Source organism: Thermococcus radiotolerans (genome assembly GCF_002214565.1).
Lineage (GTDB): Archaea > Methanobacteriota_B > Thermococci > Thermococcales > Thermococcaceae > Thermococcus > Thermococcus radiotolerans.
In genome coordinates, this window is sequence record NZ_CP015106.1 from 1,476,015 (window position 1) to 1,495,472 (window position 19,458).

Annotated in this window: 28 protein-coding genes; 20 read left to right on the top strand and 8 right to left on the bottom strand. The window is 57.9% G+C overall.

All coding sequences use genetic code 11. The annotated features are described in order from the left end of the window. The first annotated feature begins 13 nt into the window (after positions 1–13). From A3L10_RS08235 to A3L10_RS08305, 14 genes are all read left to right on the top strand, one after another. Positions 14–517 (top strand): Na+/H+ antiporter subunit E, encoded by a 504-nt coding sequence (locus A3L10_RS08235; RefSeq protein WP_088867156.1) that lies wholly within the window; start codon positions 14–16, stop codon positions 515–517. Continuing rightward, positions 514–813, top strand: a complete 300-nt coding sequence (locus A3L10_RS08240; RefSeq protein WP_088181246.1) for a cation:proton antiporter — start codon at positions 514–516, stop codon at positions 811–813. Before A3L10_RS08235 ends, A3L10_RS08240 begins: the two co-directional genes overlap by 4 nt. Further along, complete coding sequence (mnhG, locus tag A3L10_RS08245; protein ID WP_088867157.1) at positions 810–1,163, top strand: monovalent cation/H(+) antiporter subunit G; 354 nt, start codon at positions 810–812, stop codon at positions 1,161–1,163. Before A3L10_RS08240 ends, mnhG begins: the two co-directional genes overlap by 4 nt. Continuing rightward, entirely contained in the window at positions 1,160–1,423 is a 264-nt protein-coding gene (locus A3L10_RS08250) for a hydrogenase subunit MbhD domain-containing protein (RefSeq protein ID WP_088867158.1), read from the top strand. Before mnhG ends, A3L10_RS08250 begins: the two co-directional genes overlap by 4 nt. Then, positions 1,420–1,692, top strand: coding sequence for a hydrogen gas-evolving membrane-bound hydrogenase subunit E (mbhE, locus tag A3L10_RS08255; RefSeq protein ID WP_088867159.1), 273 nt, complete (start codon positions 1,420–1,422; stop codon positions 1,690–1,692). The genes A3L10_RS08250 and mbhE overlap by 4 nt, the downstream gene beginning before the upstream one ends. After that, the gene (locus A3L10_RS08260) at positions 1,689–2,156 is read left to right on the top strand and encodes an MnhB domain-containing protein (protein WP_088867160.1); all 468 of its coding nucleotides are present in this window, start codon (positions 1,689–1,691) and stop codon (positions 2,154–2,156) included. Before mbhE ends, A3L10_RS08260 begins: the two co-directional genes overlap by 4 nt. Continuing rightward, complete coding sequence (locus tag A3L10_RS08265; RefSeq protein ID WP_088867161.1) at positions 2,149–2,514, top strand: sodium:proton antiporter; 366 nt, start codon at positions 2,149–2,151, stop codon at positions 2,512–2,514. The genes A3L10_RS08260 and A3L10_RS08265 overlap by 8 nt, the downstream gene beginning before the upstream one ends. Then, positions 2,511–4,064, top strand: a complete 1,554-nt coding sequence (locus tag A3L10_RS08270) for a proton-conducting transporter transmembrane domain-containing protein (protein WP_088867162.1) — start codon at positions 2,511–2,513, stop codon at positions 4,062–4,064. Before A3L10_RS08265 ends, A3L10_RS08270 begins: the two co-directional genes overlap by 4 nt. Continuing rightward, positions 4,061–4,414, top strand: a complete 354-nt coding sequence (locus tag A3L10_RS08275; protein ID WP_088867163.1) for a hydrogenase — start codon at positions 4,061–4,063, stop codon at positions 4,412–4,414. The genes A3L10_RS08270 and A3L10_RS08275 overlap by 4 nt, the downstream gene beginning before the upstream one ends. Further along, entirely contained in the window at positions 4,415–4,861 is a 447-nt protein-coding gene (locus tag A3L10_RS08280; protein WP_088867164.1) for an NADH-quinone oxidoreductase subunit B family protein, read from the top strand. Continuing rightward, positions 4,861–5,412, top strand: a complete 552-nt coding sequence (locus A3L10_RS08285) for an NADH-quinone oxidoreductase subunit C (protein WP_232460966.1) — start codon at positions 4,861–4,863, stop codon at positions 5,410–5,412. Before A3L10_RS08280 ends, A3L10_RS08285 begins: the two co-directional genes overlap by 1 nt. Further along, positions 5,412–6,650, top strand: a complete 1,239-nt coding sequence (locus tag A3L10_RS08290) for a hydrogenase large subunit (protein ID WP_088867166.1) — start codon at positions 5,412–5,414, stop codon at positions 6,648–6,650. The genes A3L10_RS08285 and A3L10_RS08290 overlap by 1 nt, the downstream gene beginning before the upstream one ends. A gap of 235 nt (positions 6,651–6,885) precedes the next feature. Beyond that, positions 6,886–7,851 (top strand): respiratory chain complex I subunit 1 family protein, encoded by a 966-nt coding sequence (locus tag A3L10_RS08300; RefSeq protein WP_088867168.1) that lies wholly within the window; start codon positions 6,886–6,888, stop codon positions 7,849–7,851. Positions 7,852–7,854: 3 nt separating this feature from the next. Then, positions 7,855–8,352, top strand: a complete 498-nt coding sequence (locus tag A3L10_RS08305) for a 4Fe-4S dicluster domain-containing protein (RefSeq protein ID WP_088867169.1) — start codon at positions 7,855–7,857, stop codon at positions 8,350–8,352. Position 8,353: 1 nt separating this feature from the next. Here A3L10_RS08305 and A3L10_RS08310 read toward each other — a convergent pair whose 3' ends face one another. Genes A3L10_RS08310 through A3L10_RS08325 form a run of 4 tightly spaced genes read right to left on the bottom strand, consistent with a single transcriptional unit; the run spans position 8,354 to position 10,286 of the window. Next, positions 8,354–8,845 carry a ferritin-like domain-containing protein gene (locus A3L10_RS08310; RefSeq protein ID WP_394335100.1) on the bottom strand — a complete coding sequence of 164 codons (492 nt, stop codon included), beginning with the start codon at positions 8,843–8,845 and terminating at the stop codon, positions 8,354–8,356. A gap of 42 nt (positions 8,846–8,887) precedes the next feature. Continuing rightward, a complete protein-coding gene (locus tag A3L10_RS08315) occupies positions 8,888–9,067 on the bottom strand; it encodes a hypothetical protein (RefSeq protein ID WP_088867171.1) in 180 nt (59 codons plus the stop codon). Beyond that, positions 9,060–9,767 (bottom strand): SagB/ThcOx family dehydrogenase, encoded by a 708-nt coding sequence (locus A3L10_RS08320; RefSeq protein WP_088867172.1) that lies wholly within the window; start codon positions 9,765–9,767, stop codon positions 9,060–9,062. The genes A3L10_RS08315 and A3L10_RS08320 overlap by 8 nt, the downstream gene beginning before the upstream one ends. 33 nt (positions 9,768–9,800) lie before the next feature. Beyond that, the gene (locus tag A3L10_RS08325; protein ID WP_088867173.1) at positions 9,801–10,286 is read right to left on the bottom strand and encodes a THUMP domain-containing protein; all 486 of its coding nucleotides are present in this window, start codon (positions 10,284–10,286) and stop codon (positions 9,801–9,803) included. Positions 10,287–10,347: 61 nt separating this feature from the next. On the opposite strand from A3L10_RS08325, the gene A3L10_RS08330 reads away from it, so the two are divergent. The 5 genes from A3L10_RS08330 to A3L10_RS08350 all read left to right on the top strand — a co-directional run bounded on the left by A3L10_RS08330 (position 10,348) and on the right by A3L10_RS08350 (position 15,378). Next, entirely contained in the window at positions 10,348–11,556 is a 1,209-nt protein-coding gene (locus tag A3L10_RS08330; RefSeq protein WP_088181264.1) for an AAA family ATPase, read from the top strand. Positions 11,557–11,562: 6 nt separating this feature from the next. Next, complete coding sequence (locus A3L10_RS08335; protein ID WP_088867174.1) at positions 11,563–12,096, top strand: metal-dependent hydrolase; 534 nt, start codon at positions 11,563–11,565, stop codon at positions 12,094–12,096. Positions 12,097–12,185: 89 nt separating this feature from the next. Then, a complete protein-coding gene (trxB, locus tag A3L10_RS08340) occupies positions 12,186–13,178 on the top strand; it encodes a thioredoxin-disulfide reductase (protein ID WP_088867175.1) in 993 nt (330 codons plus the stop codon). 159 nt (positions 13,179–13,337) lie between these two features. Continuing rightward, on the top strand, positions 13,338–14,675 hold the full coding sequence (locus A3L10_RS08345) for an ornithine aminotransferase (RefSeq protein WP_088867176.1): 1,338 nt from the start codon (positions 13,338–13,340) through the stop codon (positions 14,673–14,675). A gap of 103 nt (positions 14,676–14,778) precedes the next feature. Next, entirely contained in the window at positions 14,779–15,378 is a 600-nt protein-coding gene (locus A3L10_RS08350) for an ECF transporter S component (protein ID WP_088867177.1), read from the top strand. Here the strand turns inward: A3L10_RS08350 and A3L10_RS08355 are convergent. From A3L10_RS08355 to A3L10_RS08370, 4 genes are all read right to left on the bottom strand, one after another. After that, complete coding sequence (locus tag A3L10_RS08355; protein ID WP_088867178.1) at positions 15,375–15,668, bottom strand: family 4B encapsulin nanocompartment shell protein; 294 nt, start codon at positions 15,666–15,668, stop codon at positions 15,375–15,377. The two genes, A3L10_RS08350 and A3L10_RS08355, sit on opposite strands and share 4 nt — an antisense overlap. Further along, positions 15,655–16,338 carry a deoxyribose-phosphate aldolase gene (gene deoC, locus A3L10_RS08360; RefSeq protein ID WP_088867179.1) on the bottom strand — a complete coding sequence of 228 codons (684 nt, stop codon included), beginning with the start codon at positions 16,336–16,338 and terminating at the stop codon, positions 15,655–15,657. Before deoC ends, A3L10_RS08355 begins: the two co-directional genes overlap by 14 nt. A gap of 142 nt (positions 16,339–16,480) precedes the next feature. Then, positions 16,481–16,795: a hypothetical protein gene (locus tag A3L10_RS08365; RefSeq protein ID WP_088867180.1), complete on the bottom strand. Its 315-nt coding sequence runs from the start codon at positions 16,793–16,795 to the stop codon at positions 16,481–16,483. A 30-nt stretch (positions 16,796–16,825) separates the two neighbouring features. Beyond that, positions 16,826–18,037: a CGP-CTERM-anchored Cys-rich protein gene (locus A3L10_RS08370; RefSeq protein WP_088867181.1), complete on the bottom strand. Its 1,212-nt coding sequence runs from the start codon at positions 18,035–18,037 to the stop codon at positions 16,826–16,828. A 116-nt stretch (positions 18,038–18,153) separates the two neighbouring features. Here A3L10_RS08370 and eno point away from each other — a divergent pair, with 116 nt between their 5' ends. After that, entirely contained in the window at positions 18,154–19,446 is a 1,293-nt protein-coding gene (eno, locus tag A3L10_RS08375; protein WP_088867182.1) for a phosphopyruvate hydratase, read from the top strand. Positions 19,447–19,458: the final 12 nt, after the last annotated feature.

Here is a 19,458-nt window from a genome sequence, read left to right on the forward strand (position 1 = left end):
TTGAGGTGGGAAAATGGGGTTTGCCGCACCGTTCCTGTGGTCCCTTATCGTCTATCTACTCCTCACGGCGGGTTCCGGAAACTTCATCGCTTGGAGCCCAGGGGAGCTGGTTGCAGGGATTGTAATAGCGGCCATCATCGGCTACGCCACAAAGGACATCATGAACGAAAAGGTAGGCTACTTCTTCAACCCGAAGAGGTGGCTGCTCTTGATAATCTACGCCATAGGACCGTTCTTCTTCGCGATGGCCAGGGCCAACCTTGACGTCGCCTACAGGGTCATAACCGGCAAGATAAGACCGGGGATAGTCAAGATATCGCCCGACCTGACCAGGGACGAGAGCAGGACTCTCCTTGCCAACTCGATAACCCTGACACCCGGAACCTTCACCCTGGAGATAGACGAGGAGGGCAACTTCTACGTTCACTGGATAAACGTGCCGCCCGGAAAGGAGAAACCCACGCCGGAGGAGCTGTGTGGGTACCTTCCAAAATGGGCAAGGAGGATTGCGGAATGACGATAGATGGAATGTTCATGTGGGCCATGATACTGCTGCTGTTTTCGGCAACTCTGACGCTCATAAGGCTCCTAGCGGGGCCAACGATACCCGACAGGGCCGTCGCCCTGGATTCCATGACGACGACCACGGCAGGGGCGATGGTCGCCTACGGCGTGATAACCAGACAGGCGGTTTTCATAGACGTCGCTCTCGTCTACGCGGTTCTGAGCTATATCGCGACCCTCTACATAGCCCGCTATCTGGTCAAGAAGAGGGTTGGCATCGCATGCGAATGCGAGGGGGAGGGAACATGATAGAGTGGCTCATCGGGATCTTCCTGGCAATAGGTGTCATCTTCAACCTGCTGGCCAGCATAGGGCTCCTCCGCTTCCCCGACGTCTACACGAGGATACACGCGGCAACGAAGTGCACGACCTTCGGCACGATATTCATAGTGCTCGCCACGGTTACCTACGCGATATACAGCTACTTCTGGGTTGAGAATGACCCCTCGTGGATAACCATAGGAATACACTCGGCGCTGGTGGTCATATTCCTCGTCCTCACGAACCCCGTTGGAGCGCACGCCCTCGGCAGGGCCGCCAGGAAGTCGGGAATACTGCCCCACGGGGCGGTTATAGACGAGCTGGAGGGTCGCCTATGAACTTCGAGGGACTCTTCTGGGCGCTTCAGGTTATGGCAGGGCTGGGACTCCTGATAGCAGCAATAGCCGCTGTGAGGTTCAAGAACCTAGTCTCGGCCGTCATCGCGATGGCGGTGTTCAGCCTGATACTCTCGCTGGAGTTCTACATACTGCAGGCACCAGACGTCGCGATAGCAGAGGCGGGAGTTGGAGCGTGCCTCACAACCGCGATGTACCTGCTGGCTATCAAGAAAACCACAGACGAGGAGGTGATAGAATGAGGAAAGCCCTCGGTCTCTTCGCGTTCATAGGCTTCACTCTGTTCCTCCTCGTGGCCGTGGTGAGCCTCAGGCCCTTCGGCGAACCAGTCCATACAGAGATGGACTCCTACTTCATCGGGCACGCACAGGAGGAGGCATCCTCAAACAACGTCGTCACCAGCATAGTCTTCGACTACAGGGGTTTCGATACCCTCGGAGAGGCCACGGTACTGTTCACCGCCGTTGCGGGCGTGCTGATGGCCCTCAGAAGGAGGGAGGTGAAAGCATGACGACCCTCATCATCAAAACAACCACCCGGTACCTGACGGCGCTCATACTGACGTTCGGAGCCTACATCATCCTCCACGGTCATCTCACGCCGGGAGGTGGCTTCCAGGGAGGAGCCGTCTTCGCCAGCGGTCTGGCACTCCTCATAGTCGCGTGCGAGGACGAGGTGATAAGGGAGCGGTTCAAGAAGGTGCCCCTGAGCGCCTTTGAGAGCATCGGCGCCCTCGGCTTCCTGGGAGTGGCAACCCTCGGCTTCATGGGGTACACGTTCTTCAGGAACGTTATAGCCAACAGCGGGTTCCCTCTCTTCGGAGACCCGACCCCGATAGGGATAAACCCAGGCTACCTGAACACGGGCGGAACGCTGCCGTACATGAACATATTCGTCGGAACGAAGGTTTTGGCCGGATTGACCAGCATAATCCTGGTATTCTACCTCCTCCTGGGGGTGAGGAAGGATGAATAACGTGATTCTAGTCAACCTCCCGTTCATAGTCGTGGCGCTCCTGCTGGCGGTGGGGTTCTACACGATAGGCTTCAAGCGGAACCTCATCAAGGTCGTCATAGGCATTGAAATCCTTGAGGGGGCCGTCAACCTGTTCCTAATCGCTCTAGGCTACGTCAAAGGCGCCTACGCCCCAATATACACCATGGCACCGAATGAGGCCGTCAACAACATGGTTCTGCCGACGCCCCAGGCGCTCACGCTGACGAGCATCGTCATAGGCGTCGCGGTCTCGGCCCTGATGCTGGCCTTCGCCGTCAACATCTACGAGCACTACGGAACCCTTGACGTTACAAAGGTCAGGAGGCTGAAAGGATGATCGAGCATTTGCCAGCACTCATGATAGCCGTGCCCCTCTTCGGGGCGTTTATAGCGCCTCTGCTGAAGAAGAAGGGCAGTGCCCCAGCCGTCTGGGCGATGATAATCACCGGCGTGACGCTGGGAATGGCGCTCCTCCTCGTCAGGGAGGTGCTCGCCCAGGGGATGATGGTGTACGTCTTCGGAGCGGACAAGCCAACCCTCGTTCTGCCCTCAGGGTACAGGGTTCCGATAAGGATAATATTCGAGGTCGACGCGATAGGAGCCTTCATGGCGCTCTCCGCAACGCTCATGAGCTTCATCGGGGCGCTCTATTCGTACAGCCACGTGAGGAACGAGACGGGCCTTGAGAAGTACTACGCGCTGCTCCTCCTCCTAGAGGTCGGAATCCTCGGCATGGTCCTGACGGGAGACCTGTTCAACCTCTTCGTGTTCTTGGAGATAGCCGGAATAGCCGGTTCAGCGCTGGTCGGCTTCAGAAACTACCGCGGTGAGGCAAGCGAGGCCGGAATCAAGTACCTCATAGTCAGCGCGGTCGCTTCGCTGATGGTGCTGTTCTCAATCGGCCTGCTCTACGGCGAGTACGGGAACCTCAACATAGCCTACCTGAGCACCCAGATAGGGTTCAACACCGTTGACATAATCGCCCTGGGAATACTCTTCACGTCCTTCGCGATGAAGTGCGGTTCCGTGCCGACCCACCACTGGGTTCCAGACGCATACACGGAGGTCCCGTCCGGCATCAACCCCACGCTCCTGGTGGCGACCTACGCGAGCCTCTACGCCCTCTTCAGGGTGAGTTTCAGCCTCTTCGGAAAGGTCAGCTCGGGGATGAGCAGCGTCGGCTGGATAATGTGCGTCCTCGGAGTGCTCACCATGTTCATCGGCGTTACGATGGCCCTCGTCCAGAAGGACGTCAAGAGGCTCATGAGCTACCACGCGATTTCGCAGACCGGCTACATGCTCCTCGGCGTTGGCGTTGGCTTAGCCGTCCTCAACGACCCGGCAAAGCTGGCAGCCTTCGGAAGGGACGCGATGGCCGGAGGCATCTTCCACATCATCAACCACATCATCTACAAGAGCCTCCTCCTCATGACCGCGGGAGCGCTGTTCTACGTCACCGGAACGAGGAACCTCAACGAGATGGGCGGCTTGGCGAGGAAGATGCCCTACACCACGATAGCCTTCATAGTAGGTGCCGCGGCAATATCCGGAATACCGCCCTTCAACGGCTTCGCGAGCAAATTCCTCATCTACGAGACGTCCTACCAGCTGAGCCCGATATTCGCGATATTCGCAATGGTCACGAGCGTACTGACGCTGGCTTCGTTCGTCAAGGTCTTTGCCTCGGCCTTCCTCGGACCGCCGGTCAAGAAGTACGAGGCGGTAAAGGAGGTTCCAAGGAGCATGGTAGTGGCAATGCTCATCCTGGCGGCGCTGTGTTTACTCTTCGGTCTGTTCCCGAACGTCGTGCTGGACAAGCTGGTCTACCCGGCGGTTGACGCACTGCTGAAGCTGGGCAGCTACCAGACGTGGGGTGGTATACCATGACGTGGATTGAGAGCCTTACGCTGAACTCCCCGTCGGGATTCTGGAACCCGATAGTCTGGCTGGCCCTCCTCATCGTCTTCGCGGTCATCGGCTACGTAATCTACTCCCGCGGAAACAGGAGCTACAAGCCGAACACCGACCAGGTGAAGCCCTTCCTGAGCGGCAACGAGGTTGAGGACGTGGAGGAAATCCGCGTAAGGGCCGGCGACATATACTGGGGTTTCATCGAGGCGCTGAAGGGCTACTACAACGTGCTCATGAGAATGCACAGCGGAGACCTCAGGGACTACATCCTGTGGTACCTCGGACTCGGTGCCATAATCCTGTTCATCCTCGTGGGGGGTGTGTGAATGGGGAAGCTGACCAACTTTAAACGCTCCCTCTGGGTTTTCCATGCCTCTGGAGGGAGCTGTAACGCCTGCGATATCGAGATCATAGCCGCGTTAACACCGCGCTACGACGTGGAGCGCTTTGGAATCAAGCTCGTCGGAAGCCCAAGGCACGCGGATGTCCTCCTCGTGACCGGGGCCATTCCAAGGGACTTCGCCGACAAGCTGAGGCGCATATACGAGCAGATGGCCGACCCGAAGGCGGTAGTGGTGGTTGGAAACTGCGGAACCAGCGGGGGAGTGTTCTACGACTCCTACAACATAGCCGGCCCGATAGACGAGATAATCCCGGTGGACGTCTACGTTCCCGGCTGCCCCCCGAGGCCCGAGGCGATAATAGACGGCGTTGTAAAGGCCTGGCTCAAGCTGGAGAAGCTGGAAAAGGAGCTGGAGGGGAAGAAAGAATGATGGAACCAATGAGCGCGGAAGAGGTCCTCAAGAGGCTCCAGGAGACGCTCGGGGAGGCCCTGCTATCCCACGAGATCAGGGAGTACACGATGGGCGTCAGGAGGAAGAGGACGTACCAAGAGCTCTGGATAGAGATAGACCCGAAGGCCTTCAGGAGAGCCGTCGAAGTCATGTTCGAGCTTGACTACCCGCACCTGCACTTCATAACCGGAGAGGATGACGGAGGCGACTCCCTGAGGATGGTCTACTCCTTCGGCCTGTTCTGGGCCATTCCCTGGGGGGAGCTCAGCGTCACCATGCGCTTCAACCTTCCGAAGGATAACCTAGTCCTGCCGACGATAACCGACCTGATGCCCGGGGCGGAGACCAACGAGCGCGAGATCAGGGAGATGCTCGGCGTTGAATTCGAGGGCCTGAAGAACAAGAGGCACCTCTTCCTGCCCGACGACTGGCCGGAGGGCAAGTATCCCTGGAGGAAGGACGAGTACGGCGTGGAGGACATGGTGAAACACACCCACAAGAGCGTGAACGAGATAAGGAGGGGTGAGTGATGGCGAAAACCCAGTACTACGTCCCGGTCGGCCCAATCCACCCGGCGCTGAAGGAGCCGATAAGGGTCGAGGCCAAGGTCGAGGGCGAGAGGATAGTCGATGTGGACGTCAAGAGGGGCTTTGCCCACAGGGGAATAGAGTACATGGGCATGAAGAGGAACGCCATACAAACCCTCTACCTCTCGGAGAGGATATGCGGAATCTGTTCGATATCACACCCCTATGCCTTCGTCATAGGAAGCGAGAAGGCCCTGGGAATAGAGGCCCCGCCGAGGGCCCAGTACATAAGGACGATAATAGCAGAGCTGGAGAGGATTCACAGCCACATACTATGGCTCGGTGTCGTGGCGCACGAGATGGGCTTCGACTCCCTCCTGTTCTGGACGTGGAAGGGCAGGGAAAAGGTCCTCGACATCCTCGAGCTCCTGACGGGGAACAGGATAAACTACTCCGTCTTCATGATAGGCGGCGTCAGGAGGGACATAACGGAGAGCCAGGCAAAGGCCGTAAGGGACATGATAAACTACTACAGGATATTCACGGAGGAAATGAAGGACGTCTTCCTGGCGGACCCCGTCTACAAGGCCAGGACGCGGGGAGTGGCACAGCTCTCAAGGGACATGGCGAAAAAGCTCAACGTATGCGGGCCCGTTGCCAGGGCGGCCGGACTGAGGATGGACGTCAGGCAGGACACCCCGTACGACGCCTACGCCGACATCGGGGTCAGGGCGGTGGTTCCCCAGGACATAGTCGGCGAGGCCAGGGGCGATGCCTACGACATCACCCTCGTCAGGATATACGAGATAGAGCAGAGCCTCGACATAATCGAGTTCTGCCTGGATAACATGCCAGAGGGCAAGTTGATGGCCATTCCGAACTACGTGGCGCTTCTGGCAAAGATAAGGAGGAGTGAGGGAGAAGCGATAGGAATGCACGAGGCACCGCGCGGTGAGGTCGTCCACTACTTCAAGTACGGGAACAAGCGTGACGGCCCGCTCGTCTGGAAGGTGGTAGCCCCGAGTTACAACAACATCAACACGTGGGGACCGCTCCTCCTCGGTGCCGAAGTGGCGGACATACCGATAGTCGTCGCGTACATAGACCCGTGCATGTGCTGCAACGACAGGCTCGCGGTGGTAAGGGACGAGAACGGCAGGCTAATCGACCCAGCGACGCTGCACCTGAAGGCGGTTGAAAAAACAAGAAAGCTTAGGGAAGAGCTGGGGGTGAGAGAATGAACGGCAGCATCGTCCATGAGGGGTGCATGGGGACAGCGACCACCCCAAAGGCTCGCATCTATCTCGCGTCCGGAGGACGCACTTTAAGGGCGAGCAAATGGACAACGGGCAGTATTGAGGCACCCACCAGCGGAAAAGCCAGTTTTGGAGTTAGTAACGTTCCGCCATCCGTCAAGGACGTTCGAACGACAGTGAGAACGGCGCTTGCGCAAGCAAGGGCTGAGGGGGTGAGGGCATGACCCCCGAAACGTTGCTGTACGCCCTCACGTTTCCCATACTGGGAGTTTTCCTCGGACTGGTCTACAAGGGTGTAGACAGGCGCGTCTCGGCCAGGCTGACCTCCAGGATAGGGCCGCCCATAAGGCAGCCGTTCTGGGACGTCGGCAAGCTGCTCCTGAAGGAGACCGTCGTTCCCAAGAACGCGGTGGCATGGATATTCAACGCGATGCCCATAGTCTCATTCGCGGCCTCAATGACCCTGCTCCTGTACATACCCTTCGGAGTGCTCAAAGCTCCGCTCGAGGGCTACGGAGACCTCGTCGTCATCCTGTACCTGCTGACCCTCCAGTCGCTGGCAATGGCCATAGGCGGCTTTGCATCGGGAAGCCCGTTCTCCTCGGTGGGTGCGCAGAGGGAAATGGTGCTCATGATGAGCTACGAGATGCCGCTGGCGACGGTCATAGTCGGCTTCGCCGTGCTCTACAAGAGCTTCTCACTGACGACCATAGCGAGCACACCGGTGTGGGGCGTCGCGGGTCCGCTCGCGGCCATGGGCGTGCTGCTGCTCTTCGTTGCCCTGCTCGTCGTCACGCCGGCCGAGCTGGCGAAACTGCCCTTCGATATAGCCGAGGCCGAGACGGAGATATGTGAGGGTATGCTCGCGGAGTACAGCGGGAGGAACCTCGCACTGTTCTACCTCTCGGACGCGGTCAGGGGCTTCGCCATGGCGGCGCTGGAGGTGGTGCTGTTCTTCCCGTTCACGCTGACGAGCATCCTCAACCTGAACCTAACGGGAACGCCCTACTACGTCGTCGAAGCCCTGTGGTTCCTCTTCAAGGTCATGGTAATCTACCTGCTGGCGATAACGCTGGTCAGGACATCGTTCGCAAGGTTCAGGATAGAGCAGGCGTCGAGAATATTCTGGGTCTACGTCAACATAATCGCCCTCGTCGGGCTCGCGCTGGTATGGCTGGGGGTGTGATGCATGGTAAACAAGATGATGTTCGTCCTCCTCAAGCAGCTCGTCAAGAAGCCGGCCACGAACCCATTCCCGGTCAAGCACGCGCCAGCGAACGTCACGGCTTTAATAGAGAAGGTCCAGAAGGGAGAGGTCCAGATAAACCCGCCCGTCCCGGTTCCCGAAGGGTTCAGGGGAAAGCTCGTCTACGACCCGGAGAGGTGCATAGGGTGCAGGCTCTGCATAATGGTCTGTCCCGCTGATGCTATGGAGTGGATACCCGAGCTCAAGAAGATACGGCACTATGTCTCGCGCTGCATGTTCTGCGCCCTCTGCGTTGACGTCTGTCCGGGCAAGAAGTTCCCTGGAGAGGAGAAGGCCGTCAAGGCGCTGAGAATGAGCGAGGAGTTCCTGATAGCGGACTACGACAAGTACAGCGACAACCTGATAGAGGAGCCTCCCGAGGCGAAAGAGATGCTCAAAAAAGAGGCCGAAAGCACGGCCCAGGTCGAGGAAAAAGCTTGAATTATCTTCTCTTTTTCAATTCTTCGTACCTCTCCAGGAGCATCTCGTAGTGTCCCCGCTCAACGTCGGCCAGTTTGGAGTAGAGCTCCCTCAGCCGCTCGTCGTCGACCCTCTCCGCGAGCAGCTTGTAGGATTCGTGGGCTATCAGCTCGCTCTCCATGGCAGCCTTCAAAACCTCCTCCAGCTGGTCGGCCCTCTCGAACTCCTCGAGGACCGGAAGAACCTCGAGCGGGGGGAGGTCGCTCCTCGGGGCGTTCCCGTAGGCCTCCCTGAACCGGGCCTCAAGCTCGGCGGCGTGGTTCAGCGAGTCCTCGGCCAGCTTCTCGAAGGTCCTCACCAGCTCCTCCCCGAGACCCAGGTCCCGGGCGCGTCTCGCGAGCTCGCGGTAGAATTCCGCCTCCTCCCTCTCACCCTCTACCCAGTACGCAAGGGCGTCCTTGTAACTCAACTTTGAAAGGGCCTCAACGACCTCGTGAACGTCGTACATTCCCATCCCCCCGTACGGGTAACACACGGGGCCTAATAAGTTTTAGGTTCATCTAACGAGCCATATCGCTAGGAACATGATGATGTAGGCTATCACGCTGATGACAATGTGGACCCTTATCCATGTCTCCCTGCGCTTCGAGAGGAATATCAGTGCCCCGCTGAGCATGGCCAGGCTCATGAGGGCAAAGGCAGCGTAACCCAGCGTATAATGGTCCAGGCTAACCACCGGGAACACCCACCGGGAATATGTACAGCGGAACGCCCCCGGCGCCTACTATCTCGGCAACCTGGTCATCGTAGAAGGCCCCAACCGCGACGGTTCCGAGGTTCAGAGCGGTCGCCTGGAGGTAGATGTTCTGGCCTATGTGCCCGGCCTCCATGTGGACGTACCTGACGCCCCTTTCACCGTAGTAGGAGGTCGTCCTGGAGTAGTACGCCACCAGGACGATGTCCACCGCCGCCCTCCCGACCCAAGACTGGTCCAGCGCGGCCTTCTGGAGGGCCTTCCTCCAGTCCCCCTTCCTCACCAGGATCAGCGTGTGGTTGAAGGGGTCGTAGCGGTAGATTCCCCCTTCGAGGCCCTCAACGTTTCCTACCACGACGTAAACCTCGAAGGGATAGGTCGCCCCTGCACTCGGGGCCGAGCGGTACTTCCTCGGGTCCGTTATTCCCTGAGCCGCCCACAGGAGCTGGGAAAGCTGCTCAATGGTCAGGGGCTCGTTCCTGTACGAGCGGATGCTCCTCCGCTTTGCTATGGCCTCCTCAACGCTCATCTCCCCAGTCAGCCTCGGCTCGGGAAGAACAACAACCTCACCGGAGATTCTCTCACCCCCCTCCCTCCAAATAACGTAGGGCTTGACGAAAAGAAGAACCGAGGAAACCACGACCAAGGCGATAACCAGGTACGAAACTCGCTTGACGTCCATGTTTATGAATTTGACTTCATCCTATTTTAGCCTTCACTCGACCACCTCGAAGCGGAGGAGCTCGCCCCTCCTCACCAGCCCGATGCCGGCCTTCTTCCCGAGGACCTCAACCACGAGGGTGTAATCCGGGTCGCTCAGGTTCACCCCGAGGCCAAAGCGCTCGACCACCAGGGAGCCGAGGCCAATCTCAAGCTCCCTCGCTGAGAGCTTCTTATTCCCACGAACCTTGGCGCGCACCGCGAAGGTTCCCTCTATTTTCTCCGCCAGTTGGAGGACGGCCCCTTCAATCTCCTCCTTCTTGGCTGGAACGATGAGGTCGAGGGGGACGACCCTCTGTATAGCCTGCGTCTCAAAGTTCCTCAGCCGTTCGAGGGCTTCGCCCTTCGACAGGGGTGTTTCGGCCAGGAGAACGCCCTTCCAGTCCGTTCCCCGGACCCGGACCTTCCCCAGCGCCCATTCCAGTTCAAGTATCCCATCACCCTCGCGCCCCCCTGGGGTCGTAACGAGAAGAATCGTCATCTCCGCTCACCGATGGACAAGTTTTTATATTTCGCGTTCCTAAACTATGCGGTGAGTTAAAATGGAAGCCGGTGGCCTTAAGCTTTATCCCTACCAGTCATACGAAGTTTACGGTCTTTCTCGAAACCCCTTCGAGCAGCTTGCGAGCGAGGGAATAGCCGACGTCGAGAGCATTCACGTCTATCAGGAGATAGACATGCGCCTTCAGATGATAATCTCCGAGGTTATCGGAAACAAGAGCTCGATAGCCATGAGCATCGTCGGCCCCCTCGGAATGGGCAAGACCCAGAGGCTCAAGACCATAGCCAAGGCCATAGAGGAGAACCGTGGGAAGGCCATATACGTCAAGGTTGACACGAACGACATCCTCAAGCTCACGCGCGACATCTTCTACGCCCTCAAACCGCCGAAGAGCAGAACGAACATATTCCTCGAGAACCTCTCAAGGAAGCTCGGGTTCATAGACAGGCTCGAGAAGATGCTGAGCAGCAGGGACGAGTACAAGAGCAGGGACATAGCCGAGCTTTTGACCGAGCAGATGGGCAAGTATCCATACTGCGCCCTTCTCCTGGACGAGCTGGAGAACATGCAGACCGCGAGCGAGAGGGAGAAGATACAGTTCTTCGAGATGCTCAGGCACTTCATCAGCAACATGCCCCAGGGATGCGTGGTTGCATTCGCCTGCGTTCCCGAGGCCTACGATGAGTACACGAAGATATTCCCGGCTTTCTTCATGCGCCTGCACTACGAGTTCAAGCTCAGACCGATGAGCATAGACGAGGCATACGAGCTGGTGAAAAAGAGACTCAACAGGGTCAGGATAAAGGACACGGACAACCCGCTCTACCCGTTCACGGAGGAGGCGGTAAAACTCATCCACGAGCTCGGAAAGGGCAACCCCAGGCAGATTCTCCGCCTGCTCCACTACGTTCTGAGCGAAGCCGCGAAGCACAAGTTCGACCCGATAGACGACTACGTGGTGACAACCATCCTCGAGGAGCCGAAGAGCCTTGAGGAGTACCTCACGAGGATTCCGAAGGAGTACAAGGACTTGGTGGAGGCGATAGTCTACGAGTTCAACGGCGGACCGGTGAGCTACATCCAGATAGCCAAGGTCGTCAAGAGGCCTGGAATACAAGTCTACGACCAGCTCAACGAGCTCATAAGGCTGGGGTTCCTGGTTGGAGACCCCAAGGGCAACTACAAGGTCCCCGAGTACGTGAGGAAGTTCCTCGAGGAGAGCGAAGAGGCCGAAGAAGGCGAAGAGTGATAGTCCATGCCGAACTACGACGTTCATCTCCTGAGCGGCATAGTTACCTATCCGCTCGCCGTTTTTATCGCGTTCATGATCCGGGACTACGCCGGAATCCCTTTCGTCCTCAGCACAGCGGCGATGGTCATAGGCTACGCTCTCTACGTCCTCGGCAGCGATCTGCCGGACATGGATCATCCCAACGCGCTGATACACCGTGGGACGAAGCCGATAGTGGCGGTGGCCGTGGGGAGCGCGGTCTTCGTACAGAGCGTTGACTCCGTGCACCTCGGCGAACCCTGGCTCAACATCACAGCGGCTTGGGGAATCGGGGCGCTGGCCGCTTTCGTGGCCTGGTTTGCCTTCACATGGATTATGCCAAGACACAGGGGAATAGTCCACTCACTGCTCTTCGCGGCGGTATACGGCCTCCTGGGCTACGCCCTCGTTGAGTTTGGCCTCGGAATGAGCACGGGGGAGGCCCTCTTCGTCGGTTTCGCGGCATTCAGCGGATACACCCTCCACCTGCTCCTCGACAGGGAGGTTTCCCTCCTTTAACCCACCACTTTTTGTCCCGAATTGGCACATGATTGTCCCGCAATGTTTTTAAGTGTCCAACCCAAGGTTAGGAACCGGAGGTGAGAGAGATGTTCAGCCTGGGAGGATTCTCACGCGGAGGCGAATACGAAAACAAGACCTGGGACGTGCTCATCATCGGTGCAGGTCCGGCGGGATTCACCGCGGCGATATACGCGGCGCGCTTCGGCCTTGAGACCCTGATACTCAGCAAGGACCTCGGAGGAAACATGGCCCTCACGGACCTGATAGAGAACTACCCCGGCTTTCCGGAGGGAATCAGCGGCTCCGAACTGACCAACAGGATGCACGAGCAGGTCAAGAAGCTCGGCGTTGAGGTCATCTTCGACGAGGTTGAGCGCATAGACCCGACGGAGTGCGCCTACTACGAGGGGCCGTGCAAGTTTGCCATCAAGACCAAGAACGGCAAAGAGTACAAGGCGAAGACCATAATCATAACCGTCGGCGCCGCGCCGAGAAAGCTCCACGTGCCCGGGGAGGAGGAATTCACCGGAAGGGGCGTTTCCTACTGCGCGACCTGCGACGGCCCGCTCTTCAAGGGCAAGAAGGTTGTCGTCGTCGGCGGCGGAAACACCGCACTTCAGGAGGCGCTCTACCTCAAGAGCATAGGCGTCGACGTCACGCTCGTTCACAGGCGCGACAAGTTCAGGGCCGACAAGATACTCCAGGACAGGTTCAAGGAGAGCGGCATTCCGGCGATACTCAACACCGTCGTGACCGAGATCAAGGGCGACGGCAAGGTCGAGGCCGTGAAGCTCAGGAACCGCGTGACCGGCGAGGAGACCGAGATGCCCGTTGACGGCGTCTTCATATTCATCGGCTACGAACCCAAGACAGACTTCGTCAAGCACCTCGGAATAACCGACGAGTACGGCTACATACCGGTCGATATGTACATGCGCACGAAGGTGAAGGGCATCTTTGCCGCGGGGGACATAACCAACGTCTTCAAGCAGATCGCGGTAGCTGTAGGTCAGGGAGCGATAGCGGCAAACTCCGCCAAGGAGCTCCTCGAGGAGTGGAACTCAAAGGTCGTGGAGTGATTTTCCACTACCTCTCGTTCTTTTCTCTCGGCGTTTTTCGGACTGCAGTTTTGGGAATCGAGGTATTCCCCGATTCTCTCGAAAATTCTTCGGTCAAAGATGTTCATTGATGAACATAGGGTTATATAGGATAAACCCCATCCCCCATCGGTGATGCACATGGTGGTTAGACCGAACGTTAAAGAACTCCCCGGACCCAAGGCCAAGGAGGTTATTGAGAAGAACTTTGAGGCCCTCGCAGTTACTACACAGGACCCGGAGACCCTCCCGATAGTCATCGACCACGGAGATGGAATCCTCGTTTACGACGTTGATGGAAACACCTTCTACGACTTCGGAAGCGGTGTCGGCGTTCTCAACGTCGGACACGCCCACCCGAGGGTCGTCAAGGCCGTTAAGAGGCAGGCCGAGAAGTTCACCCACTTCGCTCTGAACGACTTCTTTTACGAGAACGCCATAGTACTCGCCAACAAGCTCGCCGAGCTTGCCCCGGGCGACTTCCCGAAGAAAGTGGTTTACCAGAACAGCGGTGCAGAGGCCAACGAGGCCATGATGAAGCTCGTCAAGTACGGCACCGGAAGGAAGAGGTTCATCGCCTTCTACCACGCCTTCCACGGAAGGAGCCAGGCCGTTCTCAGCCTCACCGCCAGCAAGTGGGTTCAGCAGGACAGGTTCTTTCCGACCATGCCTGGAGTCGAGCACATACCCTACCCGAACCCCTACAGGAACCCCTGGCACATAGACGGTTACGCCGAGCCGGACGAGCTCGTCAACCGCGTTATCGAGTTCATCGAGGAGTACGTCTTCAGGCACGTCCCGCCCCACGAGGTCGGAGCCATAGTCTTCGAGCCGATACAGGGTGAGGGCGGCTACGTCGTCCCGCCGAAGAACTTCTTCAAGGAGCTCAAGAAGCTCGCCGACAACTACGGGATACTCCTCGCCGACGACGAGGTTCAGATGGGCGTCGGAAGGACCGGAAAGTTCTGGGCCATCGAGCACTTCGACGTTGCACCGGACACCATCCAGTTCGGTAAGGCCATAGGCGGCGGAATCCCCTTAGCGGGTGTCGTCCACAGAGCCGATATTGCCTTTGACAAGCCGGGCAGGCACGCCTCGACCTTCGGCGGCAACCCTGTTGCAATAGCGGCCGGAATAGAGGTCGTCGAGATAGTCAAGGAGCTCCTCCCGCACGTTCAGGAGGTTGGAGACTACCTCCACAAGCGCCTCGAGGAGCTTCTCGAGAAGTACGAGGTCATCGGAGACGCCAGAGGTCTCGGACTTGCCCAGGCGGTCGAGATCGTCAAGAGCAAGGACACCAAGGAGAAGAACCCCAAGCTCAGGGATGCCATCGTCAAGGAGGCCGTCAAGCGCGGGCTCATACTCCTCGGCTGCGGCGACAACAGCATAAGGTTCATACCGCCGCTGACCATCAAGGAGGAGGAGATAGACGTCGCGATGGAGATATTCGAGGAGAGCCTCAAGGCCGCTCTCCAGTGATCTCCTCCCTTTTCTCATCCATTTCCTATCAACCTCCCCAAAGTCGCGATCCCGAAAAGTCAAGTTTTTAAAGTTATAACTTGAAATTCTCTCGGTGGTGAACATGGTGGACCTGACCGAGATGCTCGAACCCTACGGTCACTACGTGCTCGGGGGCGCTGTGGTCATTTTCCTCGCGTACGTCTGGGCAAAGAGAAAGGAGTACCAGGCACCGGCGACGATAGCCCTCTCGGCCATCCTAGCGGCGGTCGTGGCGATAGCAACGAACCTGGTAAAGGTTCCAACACCTGCCACGGGAGGCTACATCAACTTCGGAGACACGATGGTCATGTTCTCGGCAATGGTGTTCGGCCCGGTCGTGGGTGTCTTCGCCGGAGGCGTCGGCTCGGCCCTCGGTGACATCATGGGCGGCTACGCGGGATGGGCCCCGATAACGCTAGTGGTTAAGGGCCTCGAGGGTCTTGCAATCGGATACATCGCCAGAAGGAGCGATAACGTCTCGACGATGGTCATAGCGGGCATCGTCGGCGGCATTATAATGGTCTCCGGCTACTTCCTCTTCGAGGCGTACATGTTCGGAGTCCCCGCGGCGCTCACCGAGGTGCCAGGAAACATACTCCAAGCCGTTACGGGAATACTCGTGGGCACGGGACTGGCAACGATAATAAAGAAGAGGTATCCGGAGGTCGTCGATTTAATTTAGACTTCCAGCCTCTTCAATTCTTCCCACATTTCGCTTTCCTTCAGGAGAGGCTCGACGGAGATTCTCCTGGATGCCCTCTTCATCTGCCCCAGGTATTTCGAATCGGCGACGACCGCGTCGTAGCCCAGTTCCTCGATTTTGTATATCCTCAGCCTGCAGTCCCTGAGCATTCCAGCAGCGTACTCGAGGAAGCCAGGTCCGACGAGGAGTATGTCGGGTTCGAGCCCTTCCGCCTGGAGCTCCTCAATGGCCCTGCCGAGGATGTCCTTGATCTCGTTAATTCCCTGCATCCCTAGCTCCCTCCACGATTTTTACTCCACTCGAAGTTCCAATCCTCGTTGCGCCGGCCTCTATCATCGCCAGGGCCTGCTCGTAGGTTCTGATACCCCCAGCAGCCTTGACCCCCATCTCCGGGCCGACGACCTTTCTCATGAGCCTGACGTCCTCAACGGTGGCACCGCCGGTTCCAAAGCCGGTGGATGTCTTAACGAAGTCCGCTCCAGCTTCTTTCGCCAGCTCACAGGCCTTTACCTTCTCCTCCTCGGTGAGGTAGCAGGTCTCTATGATCACCTTGACCTTCGCGCCCCTCTCGTGGGCAACCTTGACGACCTCGGCTATGTCCCGCCTGACGTAATCGTAATCGCCGTCCTTGAGGGCGCCGATGTTGATGACCATGTCCAGCTCATCCGCGCCGTCCTCCAGGGCCTTTCTAGCCTCTGCGACCTTCACCTCAGTCGGGGTCGCCCCGAGGGGGAAGCCTATGACGCTGGCAACCTTCACGTCGGCGTTCTTCCCGCTCAGGTAGTCCTTGGCGAGCTTGACCCGGTAGGGGTTGACGCAGACCGCGTAGAACCCGTACTCTATCGCCTCATCGCAGAGCTTCTTAATATCATCGGCGGTAGCATAGGGTTTGAGGTTCGTATGGTCAATATACTTGGCGACATCGATGTGATCACCCATAATCATCACCAATAACTACTTTCCCTGAAGGTATTTAGACTTTTTCTCCTCAAAAATGGGCAAATTATCGGAAAATCTGCAGAGTTTCATTGAATCTTCGCCGATTTGTTGGCAAAGTCTGCCATGGGATGAAGAAACCACATCATCGTGTGGAATCTCCAAGCCGCTTCAGGAACTCAACGAACCTCTCCGCAACAGCTTCATCGTCCAGGATGGGCTTCTCGTTCCCGGCGGCTATGCGTTCAAGAACCTCAACGGCGTTGTCCCAGTTCTCCTCAAGGCCCCTCCCCTTCGGAATCGGATTCCTCAGAACGTGCCATCTCCCAGTTGGCGGGTCGTAGAACAGCACCCTGGGGATGTAGTCCAAGTCCATGAACGTGTTGTCCAGGCTGAGCTCTATCCGGAGGCCATCGACCTCGACGAAGCCATCCTCACGCAGCAGTTTCTTCCAGTCCATGGGGGAAGGTTGGAGGGGGAGTTTAAAAGCTCATCTCCTCCCCGCGAAGGCAGCCAGCAACGCCAGCAGAACCACAACTCCAGGTCCGCATATTCCGCCGGATTCCCTGGGGGACGTTTGCGAGCCCGATGGTGGAGCCGTCGCCGTCGGGCCAAAGTACGCAGTTCCGTTCGGGAGGGCGTGCTCTGAGACCGTCCTCGAAAAGCACTTCACGAGAAGCGGATCCTTGCTCTCGTGGTACGGTATCCAGGCGTAGCTTCCGTTTTCGGTCTCGTACCACCCTATCTTCGAGTTGTGGCCGGCAAAGCCCCACTCAACAGTTTTGGCTATCTCGTCGACGTCTCCTTCATCCATTTTGACGACACCGCCCTCAATCAGCCACTCCAGCTCCGCCCGGATGGCCTTCGAGGCGTTCAACGCTCCGGGATCAACTCCGGGGACGAATTCCCCTCCCCCAATACTCTGGACAAAGGTCAGCTTCGGGTCGCATGTAATCCCGAAGGCCCCGAGGAAGTCCTTGAGGGCGGCTTCAATCTCCACATCCCCCTTGTTAACGGCAACAACGTCCACCCTCATAATCCCGGCGCGGATGACGGATGACGGATCAAGGCCATGCTCCCTTAGGCAGGACTCAAAGGCAGGGTTGGGCTTCCAGGTGCAGAGGCCGTTGACGCAGCCGCAGCTCGTCAGCGAGAGGCAGTCGTACCAAGGCTTGTAAACGCAGGGCGTCACTATCTCCCGGGCTTCCTCTTTGGGGGCGCAGACTTCCCCGGAGCAGCCTCCCGTGGCACAGTCGGCGTCGGAGGTGCACTCGTTGCCCATTACAGGAGTCAGCGCTATCGTGACCCCGCTTCTAACGAACGTGGTGTTGTCCCTGGTTTTCCACCCATCGGCAATGAGCCTCTCCACAGCGTCGGAGGTCAGGAAAATCGACGCGTTGAGCGCCGCGCGTGAGATGTTATAAGACTTCCACTCCAGAGGGATTCCAACCCTCACGTGGAGGCCGTCGCTTTCGTTCCAGACGAGGACGTAAAGCCTCCTATCGTAGTGGGAGCGGAAGACGAAGGTACCGTTTTCAGGGAGAACGTAATGGACAACCTTAAAGCGCCAGAGCTCGTAGGTTATCCCGGGCTTGTTCAGAACGACTTCGACCGCGTAGGAATCTGCCGGGGTCATGCATGCCCTCACAATGGGGGTCACCGTGAACATCAGAAGGATTATGAAAGCCATGATCCTCTTCATTTTTCTCACCGAATGGACTACGACGGCCAAATATATACGCCTATTCATCGCTTCGGCTCGGATTGAAGCTAAAACCTTTATATGCCCTGCCGGGAATATCACCCGAGGTGATTGAGATGGAGAATCCCTTTGAGATAACCGGAGTCGTTGCCAGGGAGATACTCGACAGCAGGGGAAACCCAACGGTCGAGGTTGAGGTTTACACGCCGATAAGCATGGGACGCGCTGCAGTCCCGAGCGGGGCCTCAACCGGCACCCACGAGGCCCTGGAGCTCCGCGACGGCGGGAAGCGCTACCTCGGCAAGGGCGTTAGAAGGGCCGTCGAAAACGTCAACAAGATAATCGCACCCGAGATAGTTGGTATGGACGTCACCTGGCAGAGGGACATAGACAGCCTCATGCTCGAGCTTGACGGTACCGAGAACAAGAGCAACCTCGGCGCGAACGCTATTCTGGGCGTTTCTCTGGCAGTCGCCAAGGCCGCCGCCAATGCACTCGGCCTCCCGCTCTACCAGTACATCGGCGGAACCAACGCCTACGTCATGCCCGTTCCGATGAGCAACGTCATCAACGGCGGAGTACATGCTGGCAACGAGCTCGACTTCCAGGAGTTCATGATAATGCCCGTTGGGGCCGGCTCCTTCAGGGAAGCCATAATGTGGGTTTCAGAGACCTACCACGTTCTCAAGGGAGTTATCGCCGATAAGTACGGCAAAGACGCCGTTAACGTTGGCGACGAGGGCGGCTTCGCCCCGCCGCTGAAGGAGCCCCACGAGCCGCTTGAACTCCTCATAAAGGCCATCGAGGAGGCCGGATACAAGCCGGGAGACGAGATTGCCTTCGCCATGGACCCGGCCTCAAGCGAGTTCTTCCACCCGGACATCGGCAAGTACGTCGTCAACGGCAAGGAGTACACCAACGCCGAGCTCCTCGAGCTCTACAAGGAGCTCGTCTCAAGCTACCCGATAGTCTCCATCGAGGACCCGTTCCACGAGGGCGACTGGGAAGGCTTCGTCATGATAACCAAGGAACTCGGAGGCAAGATACAGATAGTCGGCGACGACCTCTTCGTCACCAACCCGAAGAGAATAAGGAAAGGCATAGAAATGGGCGCAGCGAACGCGCTCCTCCTTAAGGTGAACCAGATTGGAACCCTCAGCGAGGCCATCGATGCCGCCTACACGGCTTTCCGCGCCGGCTACGGCGTCGTCGTCTCCCACCGCTCGGGTGAGACCGAGGATTCAACCATAGCCGACCTGGCGGTTGCCCTCAACGCCGGCCAGATAAAGACCGGTGCTCCAGCCAGGAGCGACAGGAACGCCAAGTACAACCAGCTCATAAGAATTGAAGAGGAGCTCGAGGGAATAGCGGTCTATCCGGGCAGGAAGTTCCGCAACCCCTTCCTCTGATTTCTTTTCTTT